This is a genomic window from Candidatus Viridilinea mediisalina, from assembly GCF_002532535.1.
Lineage (GTDB): Bacteria > Chloroflexota > Chloroflexia > Chloroflexales > Chloroflexaceae > Viridilinea > Viridilinea mediisalina.
On record NZ_NQWI01000009.1, the window covers coordinates 61,102 to 81,099 of the forward strand.

The 19,998-nt window shown below is 59.4% G+C and carries 17 protein-coding genes and 1 tRNA gene; 4 read left to right on the top strand and 14 right to left on the bottom strand.

The genetic code is table 11. The annotated features are described in order from the left end of the window. The 12 genes from CJ255_RS03535 to CJ255_RS03590 all read right to left on the bottom strand — a co-directional run. Positions 1-1,315: tetratricopeptide repeat protein (locus CJ255_RS03535; protein ID WP_124681799.1), on the bottom strand; the 1,315-nt coding region annotated here is incomplete at its 3' end. A gap of 470 nt (positions 1,316-1,785) precedes the next feature. Next, positions 1,786-1,862, bottom strand: a tRNA-Pro gene (locus CJ255_RS03540). A 38-nt stretch (positions 1,863-1,900) separates the two neighbouring features. Beyond that, entirely contained in the window at positions 1,901-2,161 is a 261-nt protein-coding gene (locus CJ255_RS03545) for a hypothetical protein (RefSeq protein WP_097642717.1), read from the bottom strand. Positions 2,162-2,168: 7 nt separating this feature from the next. Further along, a complete protein-coding gene (locus tag CJ255_RS03550; RefSeq protein ID WP_097642718.1) occupies positions 2,169-2,402 on the bottom strand; it encodes an Lrp/AsnC ligand binding domain-containing protein in 234 nt (77 codons plus the stop codon). A 4-nt stretch (positions 2,403-2,406) separates the two neighbouring features. Then, a complete protein-coding gene (gene yiaA / locus CJ255_RS03555; protein WP_097642719.1) occupies positions 2,407-2,847 on the bottom strand; it encodes an inner membrane protein YiaA in 441 nt (146 codons plus the stop codon). A gap of 175 nt (positions 2,848-3,022) precedes the next feature. After that, a complete protein-coding gene (gcvPB, locus tag CJ255_RS03560) occupies positions 3,023-4,504 on the bottom strand; it encodes an aminomethyl-transferring glycine dehydrogenase subunit GcvPB (RefSeq protein ID WP_097642720.1) in 1,482 nt (493 codons plus the stop codon). A 118-nt stretch (positions 4,505-4,622) separates the two neighbouring features. Beyond that, positions 4,623-5,171, bottom strand: coding sequence for a Uma2 family endonuclease (locus tag CJ255_RS03565; protein ID WP_097642721.1), 549 nt, complete (start codon positions 5,169-5,171; stop codon positions 4,623-4,625). Positions 5,172-5,331: 160 nt separating this feature from the next. Further along, on the bottom strand, positions 5,332-5,880 hold the full coding sequence (locus CJ255_RS03570) for a Uma2 family endonuclease (protein WP_097642722.1): 549 nt from the start codon (positions 5,878-5,880) through the stop codon (positions 5,332-5,334). A gap of 174 nt (positions 5,881-6,054) precedes the next feature. Beyond that, positions 6,055-7,389: an aminomethyl-transferring glycine dehydrogenase subunit GcvPA gene (gcvPA, locus tag CJ255_RS03575; protein ID WP_097642723.1), complete on the bottom strand. Its 1,335-nt coding sequence runs from the start codon at positions 7,387-7,389 to the stop codon at positions 6,055-6,057. Between the two features lie 178 nt (positions 7,390-7,567). Continuing rightward, a complete protein-coding gene (gcvH, locus tag CJ255_RS03580; RefSeq protein WP_097642724.1) occupies positions 7,568-7,957 on the bottom strand; it encodes a glycine cleavage system protein GcvH in 390 nt (129 codons plus the stop codon). A gap of 247 nt (positions 7,958-8,204) precedes the next feature. After that, positions 8,205-9,314 (bottom strand): glycine cleavage system aminomethyltransferase GcvT, encoded by a 1,110-nt coding sequence (gene gcvT, locus CJ255_RS03585; RefSeq protein ID WP_097642725.1) that lies wholly within the window; start codon positions 9,312-9,314, stop codon positions 8,205-8,207. Positions 9,315-9,325: 11 nt separating this feature from the next. Beyond that, entirely contained in the window at positions 9,326-10,714 is a 1,389-nt protein-coding gene (locus tag CJ255_RS03590; RefSeq protein ID WP_097642726.1) for a CpXC domain-containing protein, read from the bottom strand. A gap of 200 nt (positions 10,715-10,914) precedes the next feature. On the opposite strand from CJ255_RS03590, the gene CJ255_RS03595 reads away from it, so the two are divergent. Beyond that, positions 10,915-11,139 carry a hypothetical protein gene (locus CJ255_RS03595; protein ID WP_097642727.1) on the top strand — a complete coding sequence of 75 codons (225 nt, stop codon included), beginning with the start codon at positions 10,915-10,917 and terminating at the stop codon, positions 11,137-11,139. 365 nt (positions 11,140-11,504) lie between these two features. Here the strand turns inward: CJ255_RS03595 and CJ255_RS03600 are convergent, their stop codons facing one another. Both CJ255_RS03600 and CJ255_RS03605 read right to left on the bottom strand, forming a co-directional pair. Continuing rightward, positions 11,505-12,608: a sensor histidine kinase gene (locus CJ255_RS03600; RefSeq protein ID WP_097642728.1), complete on the bottom strand. Its 1,104-nt coding sequence runs from the start codon at positions 12,606-12,608 to the stop codon at positions 11,505-11,507. Then, positions 12,605-13,300, bottom strand: a complete 696-nt coding sequence (locus tag CJ255_RS03605) for a response regulator transcription factor (RefSeq protein ID WP_097642729.1) — start codon at positions 13,298-13,300, stop codon at positions 12,605-12,607. Before CJ255_RS03605 ends, CJ255_RS03600 begins: the two co-directional genes overlap by 4 nt. Positions 13,301-13,582: 282 nt before the next feature. Between CJ255_RS03605 and CJ255_RS03610 the strand changes: the two genes are divergently transcribed. The 3 genes from CJ255_RS03610 to CJ255_RS03620 form a co-directional block, all read left to right on the top strand. Continuing rightward, complete coding sequence (locus tag CJ255_RS03610) at positions 13,583-15,148, top strand: acyl-CoA synthetase (protein ID WP_245863158.1); 1,566 nt, start codon at positions 13,583-13,585, stop codon at positions 15,146-15,148. A gap of 259 nt (positions 15,149-15,407) precedes the next feature. Further along, a complete protein-coding gene (locus CJ255_RS03615) occupies positions 15,408-16,469 on the top strand; it encodes an alpha/beta hydrolase (RefSeq protein WP_097642731.1) in 1,062 nt (353 codons plus the stop codon). A gap of 336 nt (positions 16,470-16,805) precedes the next feature. Beyond that, the coding region (locus tag CJ255_RS03620; RefSeq protein ID WP_097642732.1) for an SUMF1/EgtB/PvdO family nonheme iron enzyme at positions 16,806-19,998 on the top strand (3,193 nt) is incomplete at its 3' end.

A 19,998-nucleotide genomic window follows, 5' to 3' on the forward strand; every position in this document is an offset into this window, starting at 1 on the left:
GCTCGTCGGGCGAGAGGCCGAGGTCACCGAGCGAGAAGGGTTCGAGGGCGGGCTCATCGCTGGCCGGTTGGGCGGCCTCACCCGGCTCCATCTGGGCGATCTCGTCGGGCGAGAGACCGAGATCGCTCAGTGAGAAAGGCTCTGGTTCAGGTTCAGCAGATTGCGCTGGGGCTGGCGTTTCAGGTGCAAGGCCCAAATCATCAAGCGTAAAGGGGGCTGGGTTTTCAGCAGGCTTTGACGGTTGCGCTGCTGGCGCAATCTCATCGAGACTAAAGGGCGTTACCCCACTGCTTGAATCGAGATCACCCCCAAGATCGGGAGGGAGCGGAGGCGTATCAGCGAGCAGGCTAGCGAGAAAATCATCAGCGGGATCGGGGGCCGAACTCGACTTCGCGGCAGCGGGCGTTGGATCGGCAAGCTCTTCAGCGAGGAAATCGTCAAACCCTTCGTCCTGAAGTGCAGCAGCAGCAGGGGCAACCGCAGCCATAGCAGGCTGTTGTTTGGCGCGTTGCTGCTCTTCGGCGCGCTTGCGTTCAGCCAGCCAAGCGGACTCATCCCAAGCCGCGATAGCCAGGTCGGGCTCAGCCACTTGTGGCAGCGTATCAAAGAGCGAGCGAGCAACCTGCTGGTAGGGGTCGAGCTGCTGGGCCCGCCGCCAGTAGAGTTCACCACGCTTATCGTTATGGTCGAGGCGAATATAGCCCAAGAGCAGATTCGCCTTCAAGACATCATCGTGGTGAGCCAGAATCTCCTCGCAGGTCTCAGCAGCAGCATCCATCTGGCCATCACGCCAGAGCGCTTCAGCGAGACCAACGCGCGCATCGAAGCGTTCAGGGAGTTCTTCAATCACCCCACGGAACTCTTGGATCGCTCGGGGCAACATATGGCCCTTCGCATAGAGGCGCGCCAAACCGGGGCGGCTCAGGCGCAGGGTTACCCCTTCAGCGCCCCACATATCGGTATAGAGGCGCAACAACTGACCACGCAACTCCGGCATATCGGGGCGAACTTCCAGCGCCTGTTCAAACTCTGCCACCGCCTGATCAATGCGGCCTTGGCGTTCGTACGTAATACCGAGCCCAACGTGCGCTGGAATGTTCTCAGGATCGGCACGTAGCACACGGGCAAAAGCGTGCTCGGCTTGATCAAATTGGCGCCCGGCGAGATAGGCCTCACCCAAAATACGGTGGGCCTCAAGATTCTCGGGGAAGTGGGCGAGGATATGCTGCGCTACGGCAACTGCCTGGTCAACTTGGTTTGCCTCCAAGTGGTTACGGGCCTGATCATACGCAGCTTGCAGGCTCATCATAGCCATGCTAACGCCTCCTGCTGTCCCTTGCAGTGCGGTGGGGAGGGGATGAACGGAAACAAGGGGCGGTCTGGGCGAACCAGCGACCGCACGTTGCTCCACAACGAATATGAGTATAGGCTGATCATAATACTGGTGTCAAGGCGAAAGAATGATTTTTTCGGCACACAGTGGGCATATCTACAGATAAAACGGTTTACTCAGCCACGTTTGGGATGCTGTAGGTGCGAACTTGGGGATGCGTAAATGGAGAGGCTCGCTGAAACCATTCTTCGCTAGTATAGCGCATGGTTGAAACCATGCTGTTACCTTCAAGGTTTGAGAGGCTGTCTGAAAAGTCTATGAACTGGCGTTGGAGTGCCGGCTTTAGCCGGCTAAAGTCGGCACTCCAACGCGTGTCCACTAGCTTTTCAGACAGCTTCTAAGAATCGCAAAGCGCGGCACCCTCAATAATAGGTGTGCCGCGCCTGGGCAGCTGGTCGGGGCGAGAGGATTTGAACCTCCGACCTCCTGAACCCCATTCAGGTGCGCTACCGGTCTGCGCTACGCCCCGGACAACGCTGTTCATTATAGCGTGTTGCATACGCTACGTCAAATGCGATCATCGCGCCAGATCATTGATGCAAAGACGCCGAGCGCAGCACCAAAGGGCACAGCCCCAAAGCCCCACGCCAGACTAGAGCGCAGCAGCAGACCAAGCCAAAACATGAGCGCACCCTCGTCAGGGACGCGGCTCTGGGCAATCGCAATCAAGACATTGAAGAGGCCGCCCAGCACAATCGCCACGGCAGCAAGCACCAAGGCCCCACGAATGCCCCAACCAATACGCCGACGGCGTGTAGCTTCATCCATAGGAGTACTACCCGATCACAATGCAGGTTACCGTACGTTTAATGCCCTCAACCCCTTGGATCTCATTCATCACCAAGTGCCCAATCTGGCGCGGATCGGGCGTTTGCACCACCGCAACAATATCGTAGGGGCCAGTTACGGCATCAACCGCACTCATGCCCTGAATGGTCCGCAGGGCGGTCAATACATCAGCGACGCGCCCCGACTCGGCTTCGATCAAGACGTAGGCTTTGGCTTCCATTGCTTTACTCCTCGTTCACTGGCGGCGGACGGCGCGCTGCTTGCATCGAGTCAATCAGGGCAATGTCGCGCGTATTTTTCTGCACGGTAATTGATGCGAACATACTGAGCGTAAAGGACATCGCGTAGAAGCCCTTCTCACTCAACAGCATATCGGCGTTCCACAAGCCCACCGCCAGCAATAGAATCGCCATGATTACCGAAATCCAACAGAGGCCATAGTAGATAGGGGTGACAGGGATCTTTTCCATGCGATCACGAACGCTTTTTTGCAGCGAAATGGCCGCAAAGAGGCCGAACATGAGTACCGTGAAGTAGTAGCCCTTTTCACTCAACAACAACTGGGCATTCCACAGGCCAATCAGATAGGCCAAGATGCCAGCGAACAGGGCCGCCCACGAGGCCATCACAAAGGCACCTGAAGGTCGTTGGGGTAGGCTTTGCATCAGGCGATCTCCTGTAGCGAGAGTTTTTAAGAGTTGCAGAGGTTTTCACCACAGAGACACAGAGAACACCGAGAAGGGTGTCGCACAACAATCACCTTCGTTGGCATGCTCCCATTAAAACCTCTGTGTTCTCGGTGCCTCTGTGGTGAAATACTCTGTACCTCTGTTAACCTCTCTAGCTTGCGCGCTCGGCGCGGAGCTTGGCAAAAGCCTCGGCGTTGTAGCGCAAGATGGGCTGGCGGGCGGCACGTACTTCGTCGAGGCGGCGGACGGGGGCTTTGGTGGGTGCTTGGTGCAGCAGGTCGGGGTGCTCAACCGCTTCGCGGGCAATGGTACGCATGGTGTCAATGAAGTCGTCGAGCGTGCGCTTGCTCTCCGTTTCGGTCGGTTCGATCATCAGTGCTTCGGGCACGATCAGCGGGAAGTAGACCGTCGGCGGATGGAAGCCGTAGTCAATCAGCCGCTTGGCAATGTCGAGGGTGCGTACCCCTTGGGCCCCCGCGATCTGGCCCTTGAGTACCGTTTCGTGCATGCAGATGCGATCCACGGCCTGGGGGTAGAGATCTTTGAGGCGGGCGCGGATGTAGTTGGCATTGAGTACCGCCACTTCGCTCACTTCGCGCAGCCCCGTAGCGCCCATGCTGCGGATGTAGGCCCAGGCGCGCACGAGCATGCCAAAGTTGCCATGGAACGCTTTCATACGCCCGATACTCTTTTCTGGCGTGAAGAACGCATAGCGCCCATCAGCCCCTTGGCGCACCAGCGGCCCCGGCAGGAAGGGCGCAAGGGCTGCCGTGCAACCCACCGCACCCGACCCCGGCCCACCGCCACCGTGCGGCGTCGTGAAGGTCTTGTGCAGATTGTAGTGCATAAAATCAAAGCCCAACTCGCCCGGCTTGGCAATCCCCAGAATGGCATTGAAGTTCGCTCCGTCACCATACATCAACCCGCCCGCACTATGCACCAGTTCGCAAATCTCGACAATCTGATCCTCAAACAGCCCGACGGTATTGGGGTTGGTGAGCATCATGCCCGCAATGCGCGGCGAGAGCTTGCTCCGCAGATCCTCCAGATCAACGTTACCCCGCGCATCACTCTTCACCTCCACCACCTTGAGGCCAGTCATAGCGGCGGTAGCAGGATTGGTGCCATGGGCCGAATCGGGCACCAACACCTCTGTGCGCTCGTGGTCGCCGCGGTGGCAATGGTAGGCCCGGAAGACCAGGATGCCAGTAAACTCACCCTGAGCCCCGGCGGCGGGCTGCAACGAGACCGCATCAAAACCTGAGATTTCGCCCAAATCTTGTTGCAACTCATACATCAGGCGCAACGCCCCTTGGCTCAGCGCATCGCCCTGCAGCGGGTGGGCCGCCGCAAAGCCCGCGTAGCGGGCCGCCTCTTCGTGCAGCTTGGGGTTGTACTTGACCGTACAACTCCCCAAGGGATAAAAACAGGTATCGGGGCTAGCGTTGCGCTGACTAATGCGCGTGAAGTGGCGAATCACCTCCGGCTCGGTCAGTTCGGGGAAATCGTTCATCCCATCCTGGCGCAACAACGCAGCGGGCAATTCCGCCTCCGGCACATCGAGGCGTGGCAGGTTCACCCCCTGTTTGCCAGGGGCAGAAAATTCGTAGATGTGGGGATCGTAGGTGTCCATAGGTTTTGTGTCCTTATTTACGCTGGGGGTACGGGGGAGGCTTTGCCTCCCCCGTAGAATCTCTTTCTTTCGGTGTTGGCGACTTCGCCGCCAACACCGAAAGAAAGAGATTCTGCTTCTAGCTAAACAACTCCTTCACCACAAGGCTAAAACCGGGCAGCACCTGCGCGTGGCTCAGGGTATCCTCTGCGCCAAAGCTGCGCGCGAGGCCATCGGGGGTGTGGGCGATCACCTGGCGGGTGCGCGGGTAGACCACCCAGACCAAGGCGCTACCCGCTGCGAGGTATTCCTGCACCTTCTGTTGTAACTCCTCGGCATTGTCGGAGGGTGAGACCACCTCAACCGCGAGGTCGGGGGGGATGGGCCAGAAACCTTCGGGCACACCTTCGGCTGGAACCCGGCTGGCCTGCACATAGGAGCAGTCGGGGCTACGTACCGTGTCGGGGTTTTGGCTCAGGCGAAAGCCCGATTCAACCCCCACGACCCCACGCGCAGCCTTGCGGTTCCATTGGATGAGAAAAGCGGCACAGAGCGCAGCAATAGCGCCATGAATTCCTCCGGGCGGCATAGTCTCTACTACCTCTCCAAAGACCAACTCCTGCCGTAACGAGCTTTCCGGCAGGGCGGCAAAGGCTTCAGCCGTGAGGGGTTCAGTGGTGGTAGTCATAGAGCTTTCTCACCTTTCAGGGATGGTTTCAGGACACTTTACCGTTTGCGCCATAGAGTAGTGCCGACTTTAGTCGGCTGAGGTCGTAGGCTGCCCTCGGATGCCGACTAAAGTCGGCACTACGACAGTAAAGCTGAAAGCGCGTTTCTGAAACCATCCTTTAACCAAACAACTCCTTCACCACAAGGCTAAAACCGGGCAGCACCTGCGCGTGGCTCAGGGTATCTTCTGCGCCAAAGCTACGCGCGAGGCCATCGGGGGTGTGGGCGACCACTTCGCGGGTGCGCGGGTAGACCACCCAGACAAGGGGGGTGCCCGCTTTGAGGTATTCTTGTACCTTTTGGCGCAAATCCTCGGCACTGTCGGAGGGTGAGACCACCTCAACCGCAAGGTCGGGGGGGATGTGCCAGAAACCTTCGTCATCACCACCTGCGGGCAGACGCTCGGCACGCACATAGTAGGCGTCGGGGCTACGCACCAGATCGGGATCGCGGGCGAGAATAAAACCCGCCTCGACGCCACTCTCGCCACCTAGCCCCGCTTCCGCCCAATTGTCGATTAGCTTACCAATCTTGAGCGCAATCCTGCCGTGCTTTCTCCCGGGCGGCATAGTCTCTACTACCTCTCCAAAGACCAACTCCTGCCGAAGTTCGCTTGCAGGCAGGGCAGCAAAGCCCTCAGCGGTGAGGAGTTCAGTTGTGCTAGTCATATTGCCTCCTCATGAGAGGCTGTCTGAAAAGAGAGTCAGTGCCGTACCATACTACGTGGCACGTGGTGGAGTGCCGGCTTTAGCCGGCTAAAGCCGGCACTCCACCGCCGGCCCATGGACTTTTCAGACAGCCTCTGAGGGTGTGTGAGGGAGCTAGGTTCCCTCACACACCCTCTACCCCAATTCGCGCAGCACAGCCACTAGGCGATCAATCTCTGCTTTGCTATTCATCTCGGTGACGGCGAGGAGCATGGCGTGGCCCATGCTGGGCTCATCGTGGCTCAGATCATAGCCACCGACAATTGCCTGTTCGCGCAGGGCGGCATTGATGTCGGCCACCGGACGGGGGCAGCGCAGCACAAATTCCTTAAAGAATGGCCCGGGCTCGACGCTGTACCCCGGCAACGTAGCCAATGCACTGGCGGCATAGTGGGCCCGGTGGTAGCAGAGTTCAGCCACCTTGCGCATACCCTGCCGCCCCATCAGGCTCAGGTAGACCGTCGCGGCCAGCGCCATGAGCCCTTGGTTGGTGCAGATGTTGCTCGTAGCGCGTTCGCGGCGAATGTCCTGCTCGCGAGCGCGTAGGGTTAGCACATAGGCCAACTGGCCATCAACGTCCTTCGTAACGCCCACGACGCGCCCGGCGATCTTGTGGACATACTTCTGCTTGGTGGTGAAGATACCCAGGTAGGGGCCACCAAAATTGAGCCCAAGGCCCAGTGGTTGGCCTTCGGCGGTGGCAATATCGGCCCCAATTTCGCCGGGGGTCTGGAAGAGGCCGAGGGCAATGGGATCAAAGTGGACACAGAGCAGAGCACCTTTGGCCTGCACCTGGGCAGCAAGGCCACGCAGATCGTGGATGCGCCCAAAGAAATCGGGGTTCTGCACCACCAACAGAGCCGTCTGGTCATCCACTTGAGCCAAGGCGTCCTCAATGGTTGCACCGGGCGTCTCATCGCCCACAACGGGCATCTCCATAGCCTGGAGGTAGGTACGCAGTACCGCGCGGTACTGCGGATTCACATTGCGCGCCACCACAATCTTACGGCGATTGCGCACCACATTGATCGCCATAATCGCTGCTTCGGCAATGGCTGTTGCGCCATCATAGTGGGAAGCGTTGGCAATCTCCATGCCAGTGAGCGAACAGACCAAACTCTGGTACTCAAAGATCGCCTGCAGGGTACCTTGGCTAATCTCCGGCTGATAGGGCGTATAGGCGGTATAGAATTCACCACGACGCAAAATCTGATCAACTGCTGTAGGCACAAAGTGGTTATAGGCCCCAGCGCCCAAGAAGATACCATGGCTATGCGCGTGGGCATTGCTCCCCGCCATGGCCAACAATTCACGCACCAACTCTGGTTCTGACAGAGCTTCGGGGAGCTTCAGTTGCGGAAAGCGCTTGGCAGTAGGAACATCGGTAAAGAGATCGGCGGTGGAGGCCACCCCAATCGCCGCAAGCATTTCAGCGCACTCGGTTTCGGTAATCGAGATATAGTGGGACATGATCCTTACTCTTAGTTTCTCTGATTTGGGTAGGAAGGGGGGCGGGGGAACCTGGTTCCCCCGCATTTCCCTCTATCCAGCGGGGTTCTGAAAAGTCTATGAACTGGCGTTGGAGTGCCGGCTTCAGCCGGCTAAAGCCGGCACTCCAGCACGTACCCACTAGCTTTTCAGACAACTTCTAATGATTGCGTTCGGCACAATGGGCAGCGTAGGCTTCGGCGTCCATCAATTCATCTTCGTCACCGGAGGGACGCAGCCGAATGAGCCAACCGGCCCCATAGGGGTCTTGGTTAATTGCCTCTTGGGAAGCTTCAAGCTCATTATTCACCGCGATCACCTCGCCACCAACGGGGGCATTGAGATCAGAACTGGCCTTCACCGATTCGATCACACCAAACGAGGCACCTGCTTGAACAACAGCACCTACGCTCGGCAATTCAAGATAGACGATGTCGCCCAGAGCGTGCTGGGCAAAGTCGCTAATACCAACCACGACCTCAGCACCTTCAACCCGTACCCACTCATCGGTCTTGCTGTAGCGCAACTCAGTTGGAATGTTGGTCGCCATGACTATAAACCCCATGTTTTGTTCGGTGTTGGCGGCGAAGCCGCCAACACCGAACGAAAAGAGTTGTTAGCGCGAAAAAGCCTTGGGCTCGTAGGGATGCGTCGCGTTGGCTGAGCCTGTCGAAGCCACCGCGACGTTGGCTTCGACAGGCTCAGCCAACGTCACGGCCCAGAGCTTTTTCGCGCTAACAAAGAGTTTTTTGGGTGAGGCGGAGCCTCCCCCACCGGGAACTTAACGTAATGCCCACTTACAGCTTCTTGTAGCGCGGCTTATAGAAGGGCATCTTCAGCACACGAGCGCGTACAGGCTGTTCGCGGATGATAACATCAAACTCGCTGCCTTCGGCACTAAGGGTACTGGGTACAAGGGCGATGCCCAATGGTTTGCCTAGAGTTGGTGTGGGCATCCCGCTCGTGACATGGCCAACCGGCATGCCATTAAGGTTATGGACGGGGTAGTCGCTACGGGCCACCCCGCGTGCGAGCAACTCAAAGCCAGCCAAGCGGCGGGCGGGGCCTTGGGCTTTAATCGCAACCAAGGCATCGCGGCCAATGAAGTCGCCCGTATCGAGCTTCACCACCCAACCTAGGCGGGCTTCGTAGGGGTTGATGTGAGGACTCAACTCGTGGCCATAGAGCGGCAGACAGGCTTCAAAGCGCAAACTATCACGCGCCCCCAAGCCACATGGCTGGACACTCCCCGGCTGGCCCAGAGCCAGCAGACCATTCCACACATCTGCGGCATGGTGTGCCTCAAAGAACAACTCAAAGCCATCCTCGCCGGTATAGCCGGTACGCGCAATCAGGGCTGTAAAGCCAAAAATGGTAGTCAAGGCCACACTATGGAAGGGCAGATGCGCGAGATCACTCGTGGTCGAATCGGGCGCATGGGCTAAAAGGCTCTGCGCCTGGGGTCCTTGGAGCGCAAGCATAGCCCAACGTTCCGAGCGATCCTCCAGTTCAACGTCAAAACCGGAGCTATGCTGATTGAGCCATGCCCAATCTTTATCACGATTGGCGGCATTCACCACCACAAGGAATTCATCGAGCAGGTGGTAGACAAAGACATCGTCTACCACGCCGCCATCAGGCTGACAGAGCAGGCCATAGCTGGCCTGGCCAAAGGGAATCGCGGCGACATTGCAGGTCAACATCTGCTGTAAAAAATCCTCAGCCTGTGAACCGCGCACCATAAAGCGGCCCATATGGCTAATATCGAACAACCCGGCCTGCTCACGCACGGCACGATGTTCCTCAATAATGCCATGATACTGCACGGGCATCTCCCAGCCGCCAAACTCGACCATGCGAGCCCCCATAGCAACGTGGGTCTCAAAGAGCGGAGTACGTTTGTGCATGGATTTCGTCCCTATTCTTTCAAACCATCCCGCACCCGTTGCAACATTGTGCGGCATTCCAGGGCATAGCGGGCCAACTCCTCATCGCCGCTGGCCCGTGCTTCGGCAGCGAACTGCCATAATGCTTGGGCGGCGGACTCTTCAAGCAGGATTGGATAGTCTTCAAGGGCGGCGGCAATCGCAGCCTCATCTGCTGCAATGAGCAGCGCTTCAAGCGCCTCATCGAGACTTGGCCCATGGTGCGGGGGCGCACTGTGCAGGAGGGCCAGAGCTTCGCGGCGCTCTTCAAGCAGGAGGGCCAAGCGTTCGTTGCCTTCATCAAGAGCCAAATCAATCCGCTCGGCCAAGCTCCGATCAGCACTTGGGTGAGCCAATGCCGGGTAGGTTGCAACCACCGCTGCGAGTTCAGCGGCACTTTGCGTATGCAACAAGGCCGTGATCGCCTCCTCATGAAGCCCTTGGGCAACAGGTGCAGTGGGAAGCGAACTTGGCTCAGGGGCAGGTGGGGCAAGCTCGGATACCGGCGGCGTACTATGGGCCAAGTCGGGTTCAGTTTGGGCCAGGATTGTGGTTACGGGTGGAAGCGTTTGGGGCGCAGTTTGCACCAACGTTACCAAACGATGCAACAAGGCGCGTGCGGTTCGCAAACTCTCTGCAACATCATAGGCCCGTTGCTCAATGGCCACATCAACCAACTGTGCCAGCGTCATATCACTCGTTGGATCGAGCAGGAGTGGATAGGCCGCCAAGACCTGATCAAGCTCCTCATTGCTATTGGCGCTCAACAACGCCTCAACCGCAACAAGCAGCGCTGGCACTTCGGCCTCAGTGCCACCAGCAGCCTCCCGCATCGCTGCCTCGCCTCGCGCTGCCTCGCCTCGCGCTGCCTCGCCTCGCGCTGCCTCGCCTCGCGCTGCCTCGCCTCGCGCTGCCTCGCCTCGCGCTGCCCCGCCTCGCGCCGCCCCGCCTCGCGCCTCTCCGCCTCCCGCTGCCTCGCCTCGCCGTCGCTTCGCAGCACGACGCAGCAATCTAGCCACGCCACCAAGGTCTTGGGCAATCTCAACCTCAGCCAAATAGGGGTTGCGCTGCTCTTCGGGGAGTGAACCGACGAGCAGTGCGTGCAGTTCACGGGCCTGTTCGCGCCACTCATGCTCCGCCGAAGCGGGGGCAGGGGCAAAGATGACCCGGCGGTTCAACGCATCATGGAAGAGCAGTGGTGTACCAGCAGGGCCGCGCTGGCCACAGGCCGAACATGTCACGACATTCAACTCTTCGCGCAGCAACGCCTCAAGCGCCTCTGGTGCTTCTTGGGCATCCAGAATCAACCAGAGCGCCGCCGTAAACTCGGCACCACAGGCGGGACAGGTCAGTTGCGACTGCTCCTGATAAGCAATGGGCATAGGATTGTGCAATGTTCACGGATCATGAGCCGTAAGGCACGCTCTATTGTACCATTACTTGCGTTGCTGAGGGGGGAGACTCTCAGGTTATAGGCAAGGGGCTATAGGCTACAGGCATAATGTTCCCTTAACGTTCTTTGTATCTCCCGCGCCTAGAATATGATTCATCGGGTCATATAATTACGAGGAGGAAGACCCAAATGACCATGACGCCAGAAGAACTCACCAAGAGTGTCCAGTTCATCGTTGACGGTGAGGGTTCGATCACGAGTGTGGTTCTCAGCCCTGTCATGTGGCATAAGGTGCTTGAAGCCCTTGATGATGCTGAGGTTCACGAGATGGTGGCAATGTTGAACGAGCGCATGAACGTTGGCCCGTTGGGGGTTGGTGCGCTGCGCTTCAACGATGTCGAAGAGTATGCCTAGTTGCAATACCTTGCAAATACGACGGGTTTCTTGACGCAAAGGCGCAAGGTTTTTTGCGTTTGAACGCCAAACCTTTGCGGCTTTGCACGAGCTTATTTGATAAGGTATTGTGCCTAGTTGCTGTACTTAGGCTACGGGGGTGGCTGGGCCATCCCCGTTTCTTTGTTGCGGTGTGCCTCGACGCTGGCTTCGACAAGCTCAGCCAGCGTCGCGGCGCACCGCATCACCTGTTTCATCCTTCATACCAGTTACGAGTGATGAGTGGCGAGTGACAAGCAGGGTACACCTTATTGCAATGCGGTCTGACGTAATCTGTTATGCGGCCTGTTCAATGGTAATTGGTATCATCCTTCATCCTTCATCCTTCATCCTTCATCCCTCCTCCCTTCCAAAGGTAGGGTCAGGGTAAATGTACTGCCTTGGCCTAGCCCGGGGCTCCTGGCGCTCAGTTCACCGCCCATGGCCCAGGCAAGGTGGCGGGCGATGGTGAGGCCAATCCCGCTGCCGCCGCTGCTGCGCGCCCGCGAACGATCAACGCGGTAGAAGCGCTCGAAGAGCAGCGGTAGATCGGTGGCACTGATCCCAATCCCGCTGTCTATGACTTCAACCTGGGCCAGTTCGGCCTGGGCGCTCAAACGTACCGTAATGCAGCCGCCCTCGGGAGTGTAGCGAATGGCATTGCCCACGAGGTTGAGCAGAATCTGCGCGAGCCGGTCGGGATCGGCGCGGACGATCAGGGGGCTGCTGGCGGGCTGCAGGGATAGCTCCAGACTGCTGGCAATCGTCTGGGGACGCAGTTGGTTGACCACCCGCTGCGCGATGCTGCTCAGGTCTACGGCGCTGATCTGTAGGCTCACCTGCCCCGCCTCGACGTGCGAGAGGGCTTGGAGGTCGTCAATAATGCGGCGCATACGCCGCACTTCGTGCTGCATCTCACCAAAGGTCTCTGGTTCGGGCGGAAAGACGCCATCAATCAGCCCTTCGAGGTAGCCTTCGATGCCTGTGAGCGGGGTACGGAGCTCGTGGGCCACATTGCCAATCATAGCAACGCGCTGCTGCTCCACTTGGGCCAGGCTGGCAGCCATCTGGTTGAAACTGGTGGCAACAATCGCCAGTTCATCGCTGCTTGGCACTGCGACCCGTTCATCATAGTGGCCATCAGCGATACGTTGGCTGTTGCGGGCAATCTCGTTGAGGGGGCGCAAAATCTGGCGCAACAGCAGAATACTGGTGAGTAGCCCCACCAGCGCCGCTGCCGAGCCTGCAATCAGCAGGGCTTTGGTGATCGCACTGCGGAAGCTTGCGAGCATTGCCGCCTCAATGTCACTATTGGTGACACCGAGCAGATCATGGAGATCGGTAGCGAAAATGGTTGCACCGATGATATTGGCGGTCACGGCGAGAACCACAACACCAACGATGACAACGAGCATCTGGGCGGCGACGAGGCGCCAACTGAGTTGGTTCATGGCAGACGTTCATCAGTGAAGCGATAGCCAACACCGCGTACCGTAGCAATGAGGATGCTGCCCGTGGCTGCTTCGAGCTTGCGCCGCACTTGGCCCACATAGACATCCACCACCCGGTCGGTGCCGTAGAAATCACTGCCCCAGACCAGTTCAATCAGTTGTTCGCGGCTGAGGGCACGATTAGGGTGGCGGACGAAGGCATGCAGCAGATCAAACTCGGTAGGGCTCAGTTCGAGGGCTTGGCCATTGGCGCTAGCCGTGCGCGCTTCGGGGTCGAGGGTGACAGAGCGGAAGCGCAGGGCAGCATCGCGCTGGGGGGCACCACGGCGGCGGCGCAGGATGGCCTCAACGCGCGCCACCAACTCACGCGGGCTAAAGGGCTTCGTGAGGTAGTCATCGGCCCCCAGCCGCAGCCCAGCCACGCGATCACTCTCATCACTACGGGCGGTCAGCATCATAATAAAGACATCCGAATGCTCACGGATGCGGGCGGTCACCTCAGTCCCATCCATACCCGGCAGATTCAGATCAAGCAGAATCAGATCAGGCGGATCGCTGAGCGCCAAACGCAACGCCTCAGCCCCATGCTCGACACAGGTAACCTGAAAACCGGCCTGTTCAAGATAGGCGCGGGCAATGGTACGGATGCTGGCTTCGTCGTCTACAACAAGGATGTGGGCAGTAGCTTGCATGATGCTATTGTATAGCAATTGTTACTTGGGGCATACGCTTTGACCTTATGGTAATATAAAACGTGTTCAGAGGTACTCCGCCTTCCGGCGGGGGTTTGGGGAAGGCGAAGCCTCCCCTCAAAAAACTGCTTTTGTTCTATGTTGGCGGCTTCGCCGCCAACATAGAACAAAAAACGAGGTTTGGGGCATAGCCCCAACAGTGGGTTTTAGGGTGGCAACCCTACATCTCATTAACTATATTCTAACGCGCATAGCTTCAAGGCGAAGCCGTACCTTCCCGCTATGAAACAACTATCCATGGATCTGGGCGATTGGCTTGGGCGGCGCGCCCGGCTTTCACCGGAGCGGGTGGCGCTCTATGACGCGCAGCAAGGCATGCGCCCGATTAGCTATGCGGAGTGGAATCGGGCGGCTGCGCGTACCGCTGGGTTGCTGCGTCAGCTTGGGCTTGAGCGCGGCGAGCGGGTGGCCGTATTGGCCTACAACTGCGTCTCGTTCCTTGACATCTGGTTTGCCTGTGGGAAGTTGGGCGCAATCCTGCAACCACTCAATTGGCGCTTGACCCAAGGGGAATTGGCGGTTCTATTGGCCGACGCGACGCCAAGTGTCTTGGTCTATGGGCCGGAGTTTGCCACTATGGCCGCAGCCCTCCGCTCCCAAGCGCCCTCGGTGCGCCACTGGGTGGCCCTTGACGCGACGACTCTGGCGCACCCCGATGATCTGCCCTTGAGCGCCCGTGAGGCGTGCAGCGATTCCATCGAACCTGCAACGCTCGCCTGGGATGATCCCTGGGTGATCTGCTATACCGGCGGGACGACGGGGGTGCCCAAGGGGGCCATCCTGACGCATGGCAATATTACCTTCAATGCGATCAATACGGTGATGAGTTGGGGCCTTGATGCACACGATACGGCGATCCTCAATACGCCGCTCTTCCACACCGGCGGGCTCAATGTCTTCACTGCGCCCCTGGTGATGGCTGGCGGGGCTTCGATTGTCTGCCGGGGCTTTGATGCCGATCAGATTTATGACCTCTTGGCTGCCGGGCATGTCACGATCTTCTTTGGCGTACCGACAATGTTTGTGGCGTTGCAGCAGCATCCCCGCTGGGCCGAGGCCGATTTTAGCCGCCTCAAGCTGGTGATTAGCGGCGGTGCCCCCTGTCCTACGCCCATCTTTGAAGCCTTTTGGCAGCGTGGGGTTGACTTTAAGACCGGCTATGGTTTGACCGAGGCTGGCCCCAATACCTTCTGGTTGCCGCCCGCCGATGTGCGCCGTAAACCGGGGGCGGTTGGTTTTCCGCTCTTCTTTGTCGAAACACGCATCACCAACCCCCAAGGCGAAGCCTGCCAACCCGATGAGGTTGGCGAACTCTGGGTGCGCGGCCCCCACGTCTGCCAAGGCTATTGGAACCGTCCCGCCGAGACAGCCCAGACGATTACGCCCGAAGGCTGGCTACGCACCGGCGACCTCGCCTACCACGATGCTGAAGGCTACTACACGATTGTTGGGCGCCTCAAAGATGTGATCATTTCTGGCGGCGAAAACATCTACCCCGCCGAGGTCGAAAGCATCCTCGCGGCTCATCCCGCCGTTGCCGAAGTCTGTATCATCGCCGCCCCCGATCCCAAGTGGGGCGAAATTCCGCTGGCGGTGGCAGTGCCCCTGCCTGAGCAGACCCTCGATCCCGACGACCTACTGGCCTTCGCGGGGGCACACCTAGCGCGCTATAAGCTGCCACGACGGATCATTGTTCAAGCAAGCCCCCTGCCCAAGACCGCCGCTGGCAAGTTGGATAAGCAGACGCTTGCTCGTTTGTATGTGAAGGATACAGAAGTTAGGAAATAGGAAATTAGGAAATAGCGCACATTCATTGCCGCAAAAGAGCACAAAGCAACGCAACAAAGCTGCGGTATCTTCGCCCCTCTCCCACAACGTGGGAGAGGCGGTGCCCTGCCCTTCGACAAGCTCAGGGGCCGCTTGCCGAAGGGGGTAGGGGGTGAGGGCCATTCAGGGCATCCCAAAGCCCTATCCGTGGCTTTAGTATCAGATGTTCTGCCCTGCCCCCACCGCAAGGTGTAACCTCAATACGTTAAGGAGTCCCCCAATGAGTAGCATCCCTCTCATGCCCGGAATTGCGTCGCGGATGGTGCAGACGGCTCGGCTCACGCAACATGTGCGTCTGTCGGGGCCGGAAGATGGCGTGCCGGTGATCTTTGTGCATGGCAATAATTCCTGCGCTACCTTCTGGGAAGAGACGATGCTGGCCTTGCCAGAGGGTTTCCGTGCAATTGCCCCCGATCTGCGTGGCTATGGTGATACGGAGTTTCAGCCGGTGGATGCGACGCGAGGCATGGCCGATTTTGCTGATGACATCTTTGCCCTTGCTGATGCCATGAGCATTACCCGTTTCCATGTGGTTGGTCATTCACTCGGCGGGAGTGTGATCTGGAGCATGTTGGCGACCGCGCCCGAACGCTTGCTGACGGTCACACTGGCTGCGCCTGGCTCGCCCTATGGCTTTGGCGGCACCAAAGATGTCGAGGGAACCCCATGCTGGCCCGATTTCGCTGGCTCTGGTGGCGGCTTAGTAAGCCAAGAATTTGCCAAGCGCGAAGCAGCCCAGGATCGGAGTGAAGAGAACCCCCAGACCGCTCCGCGTGTGATTATGAACACCTACTACTGGAAGCCGCCCTTTCGCCCCGCCCGCGAAGAGGAGTTGCTCTCCGGCCTGCTCAGTATCAAGGTGCGGCCCGACCACCACCCTGGCGATCTGGTCACGAGCGCCAATTGGCCGGGGGTGGGGCCGGGCGTATTGGGGCCAAATAACGCCCTTTCGCCCAAATATGTAGGCGACGGCCCCGCCCGTATCCTAGGGGCCACCAACAAGCCACCGATCCTCTGGGTGCATGGGGCCGACGACCAGATTGTGAGTGATCAGAGCCTCTTGGAGTTAGGCACCCTTGGCAAACTCGGAGTTATGCCCAACTGGCCCGGCGAAGCGGTCTTTCCGCCCCAACCCATGAAGCGCCAGACGCGCAGCTTTTTGCGGCGCTACGAAGCCGCAGGCGGGCGCTTCCACGAGGTGGAGTTGGCCGCATGTGGCCATACGCCCTACCTTGAGCATCCTGAGACCTTCAATCAGGTCTTTCATGCTCATTTGGGGTGATCTCAGGTACCTTACGCCAACGAGAAGAGCGAGGTACAGAGGATTGCACCACAGAGGCACCGAGAGCACAGAGGTTGTAGTGGGAGCGACCGCACGCCAACGAGAAGAGCGAGGTACAGAGGATTGCACCACAGAGGCACCGAGAGCACAGAGGTTGTAGTGGGAGCGACCGCAGTTTTGTAGCCTTCCTTTGGGATGGTTTTAGAAACACGCCTTCAGCTTTAAGAGGCTGTCTGATTTGGAGTGCCGGCTTTAGCCGGCTAAAGCCGGCACTCCAGCGTGTGCCCCCCGGCTTTTCAGACAGCTTCTAAAGGATTCCACACGAAAGATCTCACGATGACCGACGCTGAACTTGCCGCCTTTGTTGGAAAGCTTCGTACTCTGCTTACTGATTGGGGCGCAGAGGGCGAAGAGATGGCGCGGGGTGCGTTGGCTAGGCATGCGAACCTGACCCCGGCCCAACGCGCCCATGTTGAGGCGCAGGTCTTTCCCGCCCGGCCAAGTGATACCAGTGGCACGGTCAATGTCAGCGGCAGACTCCACGGCACTGCCGTTGGGGTGAACCAGGGCACCATTCAGCTCTTTTTTGGCGCACAGCCGCCGCCCGATGCCAAGCCGCTGCTTGATAGCTACCTGCGTGGCCTGATTGCCGACCACGGCTATCTGCGCCTCGGTAAGTTGCTCGACCGCGACCGCAGCGGGCGCGATCAGGCGGTGATGCCGGAGATTGCGTTGCTCAAGGTCTATACCTCGTTGACGACCGATCTGCTGCGTCCGGTGAGTGATCAAGTCTCTCGCCTTGAGCGCGATGATTTCGTGCAAGCATTGAAGGATGGCAACCCCGATGAGCAACTCCCTGAACGGGTGCGCTTGCCGGTGCGTTTGCCGCATGAGGGGCGCGCTCAGCCCGCGTCGCAGCCACGGCCATTCTCCATTGGCGAGCGCCCGCTCAGTGCGCTGTGGCATGCTGCGCGGCAAGAGATGCGTCGGGACGACGAATCATGGGAGGGCTATTGGTATCAGCCCGAGACGCTGATTACTGCTGTGCAGCATGCTCCGCGCTTGGTGCTGCTTGGTAGCCCTGGCTCTGGGAAGTCCACCGGCTTGCGCCACCTCGCCGTCTTTATCGCCACCGGCCTGCTCAGTGGGCGCAAGACCCTCCGCATCCCCTTCTTTTGTCCGCTTGGCCCAATTGCCCAGGAACTCAGCGACGATCCGCAGCAGGATCTGGATACGCTCGTTGCCGCGCTGTTGCGTCCGGCGCTGGGGGCGGGCAGGCTGCGTGAGGGCTTACGGGCGCATGTGGAGGCGGCGATCATTGGTGGCAAAGCCTTCCTCTTCTTTGATGGCCTCGACGAGGTATCGGGCATCCGCGAAGCGACCTGTAGCGGCCCCCGCTCGCGGCGTGAGCGCATTGCCGATGCCATACGCGCCTTTGCGCGTCAGGTTGGCCATGCGCCGGTGGTGGTTACATGTCGCACGCGCCCCTATGAGCAGGATGCGGCCTGGCAACTGCGCGAAGGGTGGGCGGTGCGCTACCTCCAGCCCTTCGCCTTTGGCCAAGTGCGCAACTTTATCGCCCGTTGGTATGCGGCAACTGCCGCAGATGGCCAGGGGCGTTACCGCTCTGATGAAGTAGCGCCGCGCGTTGAGCGTCTCATAGAGTTACTCAGCCAACCCCAACGCGCCACCCTGCGCTCACTCGCCACCTCACCACTGCTGCTCACCATGCTGGTACTGCTGGACTACAACAACACGCGCATGCCCGAGCGCCGCGCCGATGTCTACGAGGAGTTGGTCAAGTTGCTGCTCGACCGTTGGGAAGGCGTGCGTTCGAGCGATGTGGATCGCCGTAAGCTGCGGCTTGGCGAGCGTTTAGGCCTACCCTATCTCACCGTGGAAGATCTGCGCCCCGCCCTCCACGAACTCGCTTTTACGGCCCACCAGCAGCAGGTTGATGGGCGCGGGGTGCTGACTGGCCCGCTGCTGCGTGATGCGCTGGAGCGCTTCTTTGCGCGCAAGCTCAACCCCGTGCAGCCCAACGATGCGCGGGCGCAGGCGGCCCAACCGCGCGAGATCTTCATGCGCCTGCTGCTCGAAGAGAGCGGCCTGCTGCTCGAAGAGGCCGACGAGACCTACGTCTTTCCCCACCTCACCTTCGAGGAGTACCTCGCGGCATGCCACCTCGCCGGGCGTGATAGCCAAGGGATTAGCCTCGCCTATACGCAGTGGGTTGCTGGTGGCGAACGCTGGCGCGAAGTGGCCCGCCTGCTCATGGGCCGTCTCTTACGCCAAGAGAAGTACGACAATCTCTTTCACTGGCTGCAACTGCTCGTCTCACCCCGTTGCGGCAAGCAGCAGAAAGCGCGCCTGCAACAGCAGCGTGACAGCCTGCTTGCCGCCGACTGCTACACCGAAGTTGGCCGACAAGAGGCCTTCACCACCACACAGCATGATCTTCAGCGCTTCGAGGATGATCTGCGTAGTAGACTCAGCGGGCTGCTCCAACAGCCCGATCCGGCCCTGCCGCTTAGCGAGCGGATCGAGGCTGGCACCGCGCTTGGCCAGTTGGGTGATCCACGTCTTCCGCTTGCCATAGCGCAGTGGCAGACCGAACTTGCGCGGCGCAACGAAAACTTTGGCGAGCCAACGGGCTACTGGTGCTACGTGCCAAGCGGTCGCTACCAGATTGGCGACTGGCCAGGAGATGAGCAGCGCTCGGGCAGCGGCGTGGTTGGGAAGTTGCAAAGTGCTGCACGGCGTATACTGACAGGCGGGGCGATGATCCAATTGCCCGCCTTCTGGCTCGCCCGCTACCCGATCACCGTCGCCCAATTTGCCCCCTTTGTCGCGGAAGGCTACGGGCCCGATGCGGAACGCTGGTGGACGCCCAATGGCTGGCAGTGGAAGCAGCGGAATAAGCACACTGAGCCGTGGGGATGGAACGACGCGCGCTTCAACAACAAAAACCAGCCAGTCATCGGCGTAACCTGGTACGAAGCGAGCGCCTACTGCGCGTGGTTGAGTGAACAACTTCAGCCCAGCGGCTACGTTGTGCGCCTGCCCACTGAAGCCGAGTGGGAGGCGGCAGCGGCCTACGACGCGCAAGGCCAGCGGCGCAGCTACCCGTGGGGCGAAGTGGAACCGACGCCAGAGTTAGCGATCTACGATGCGAGCAAGCTAGGGCGACCTGCGCCGGTGGGCTGCTGCCCGGCGGGTGCCGCACCATGCGGGACGCTCGACATGGTCGGCAATGTCTGGGAGTGGACGTGCAGCCATTGGGAGAGCTATCCGGCGCGGAGTGAGAAGGTGGAGGCTGATTTTCAGCAGTCCAAAGAGTACCGAAGCGAAGAAAATGTCGTTCCCCTTCGAGGGGCTAGTTGGTATGATGGCAGTACAAGTGTTCGCTGCGGGGCGCGGGACCGCTACCTTCCCGTCAACCTCCTCTTCAACTGGGGTTTTCGGGTTATTCTCTCCCCTCTTGGGATAGGCGAAAGTCCGATAGCCGAAAATCCGAAAGCCGAGCATA

What these genes read in the sequence shown, in the direction of transcription:
- yiaA (WP_097642719.1), bottom strand. Translation starts at nt 2,847, where the DNA reads ATGCAAAGCCTACCCCAACGACCTTCAGGTGCCTTTGTGATGGCCTCG.
- CJ255_RS03550 (WP_097642718.1), bottom strand. Translation starts at nt 2,402, where the DNA reads ATGGAAGCCAAAGCCTACGTCTTGATCGAAGCCGAGTCGGGGCGCGTC.
- gcvT (WP_097642725.1), bottom strand. Translation starts at nt 9,314, where the DNA reads ATGCACAAACGTACTCCGCTCTTTGAGACCCACGTTGCTATGGGGGCT.
- gcvH (WP_097642724.1), bottom strand. Translation starts at nt 7,957, where the DNA reads ATGGCGACCAACATTCCAACTGAGTTGCGCTACAGCAAGACCGATGAG.
- CJ255_RS03565 (WP_097642721.1), bottom strand. Translation starts at nt 5,171, where the DNA reads ATGACTACCACCACTGAACCCCTCACGGCTGAAGCCTTTGCCGCCCTG.
- CJ255_RS03545 (WP_097642717.1), bottom strand. Translation starts at nt 2,161, where the DNA reads ATGGATGAAGCTACACGCCGTCGGCGTATTGGTTGGGGCATTCGTGGG.
- CJ255_RS03570 (WP_097642722.1), bottom strand. Translation starts at nt 5,880, where the DNA reads ATGACTAGCACAACTGAACTCCTCACCGCTGAGGGCTTTGCTGCCCTG.
- CJ255_RS03605 (WP_097642729.1), bottom strand. Translation starts at nt 13,300, where the DNA reads ATGCAAGCTACTGCCCACATCCTTGTTGTAGACGACGAAGCCAGCATC.
- CJ255_RS03615 (WP_097642731.1), top strand. Translation starts at nt 15,408, where the DNA reads ATGAGTAGCATCCCTCTCATGCCCGGAATTGCGTCGCGGATGGTGCAG.
- CJ255_RS03590 (WP_097642726.1), bottom strand. Translation starts at nt 10,714, where the DNA reads ATGCCCATTGCTTATCAGGAGCAGTCGCAACTGACCTGTCCCGCCTGT.
- CJ255_RS03595 (WP_097642727.1), top strand. Translation starts at nt 10,915, where the DNA reads ATGACCATGACGCCAGAAGAACTCACCAAGAGTGTCCAGTTCATCGTT.
- gcvPB (WP_097642720.1), bottom strand. Translation starts at nt 4,504, where the DNA reads ATGGACACCTACGATCCCCACATCTACGAATTTTCTGCCCCTGGCAAA.
- CJ255_RS03610 (WP_245863158.1), top strand. Translation starts at nt 13,583, where the DNA reads ATGAAACAACTATCCATGGATCTGGGCGATTGGCTTGGGCGGCGCGCC.
- gcvPA (WP_097642723.1), bottom strand. Translation starts at nt 7,389, where the DNA reads ATGTCCCACTATATCTCGATTACCGAAACCGAGTGCGCTGAAATGCTT.
- CJ255_RS03600 (WP_097642728.1), bottom strand. Translation starts at nt 12,608, where the DNA reads ATGAACCAACTCAGTTGGCGCCTCGTCGCCGCCCAGATGCTCGTTGTC.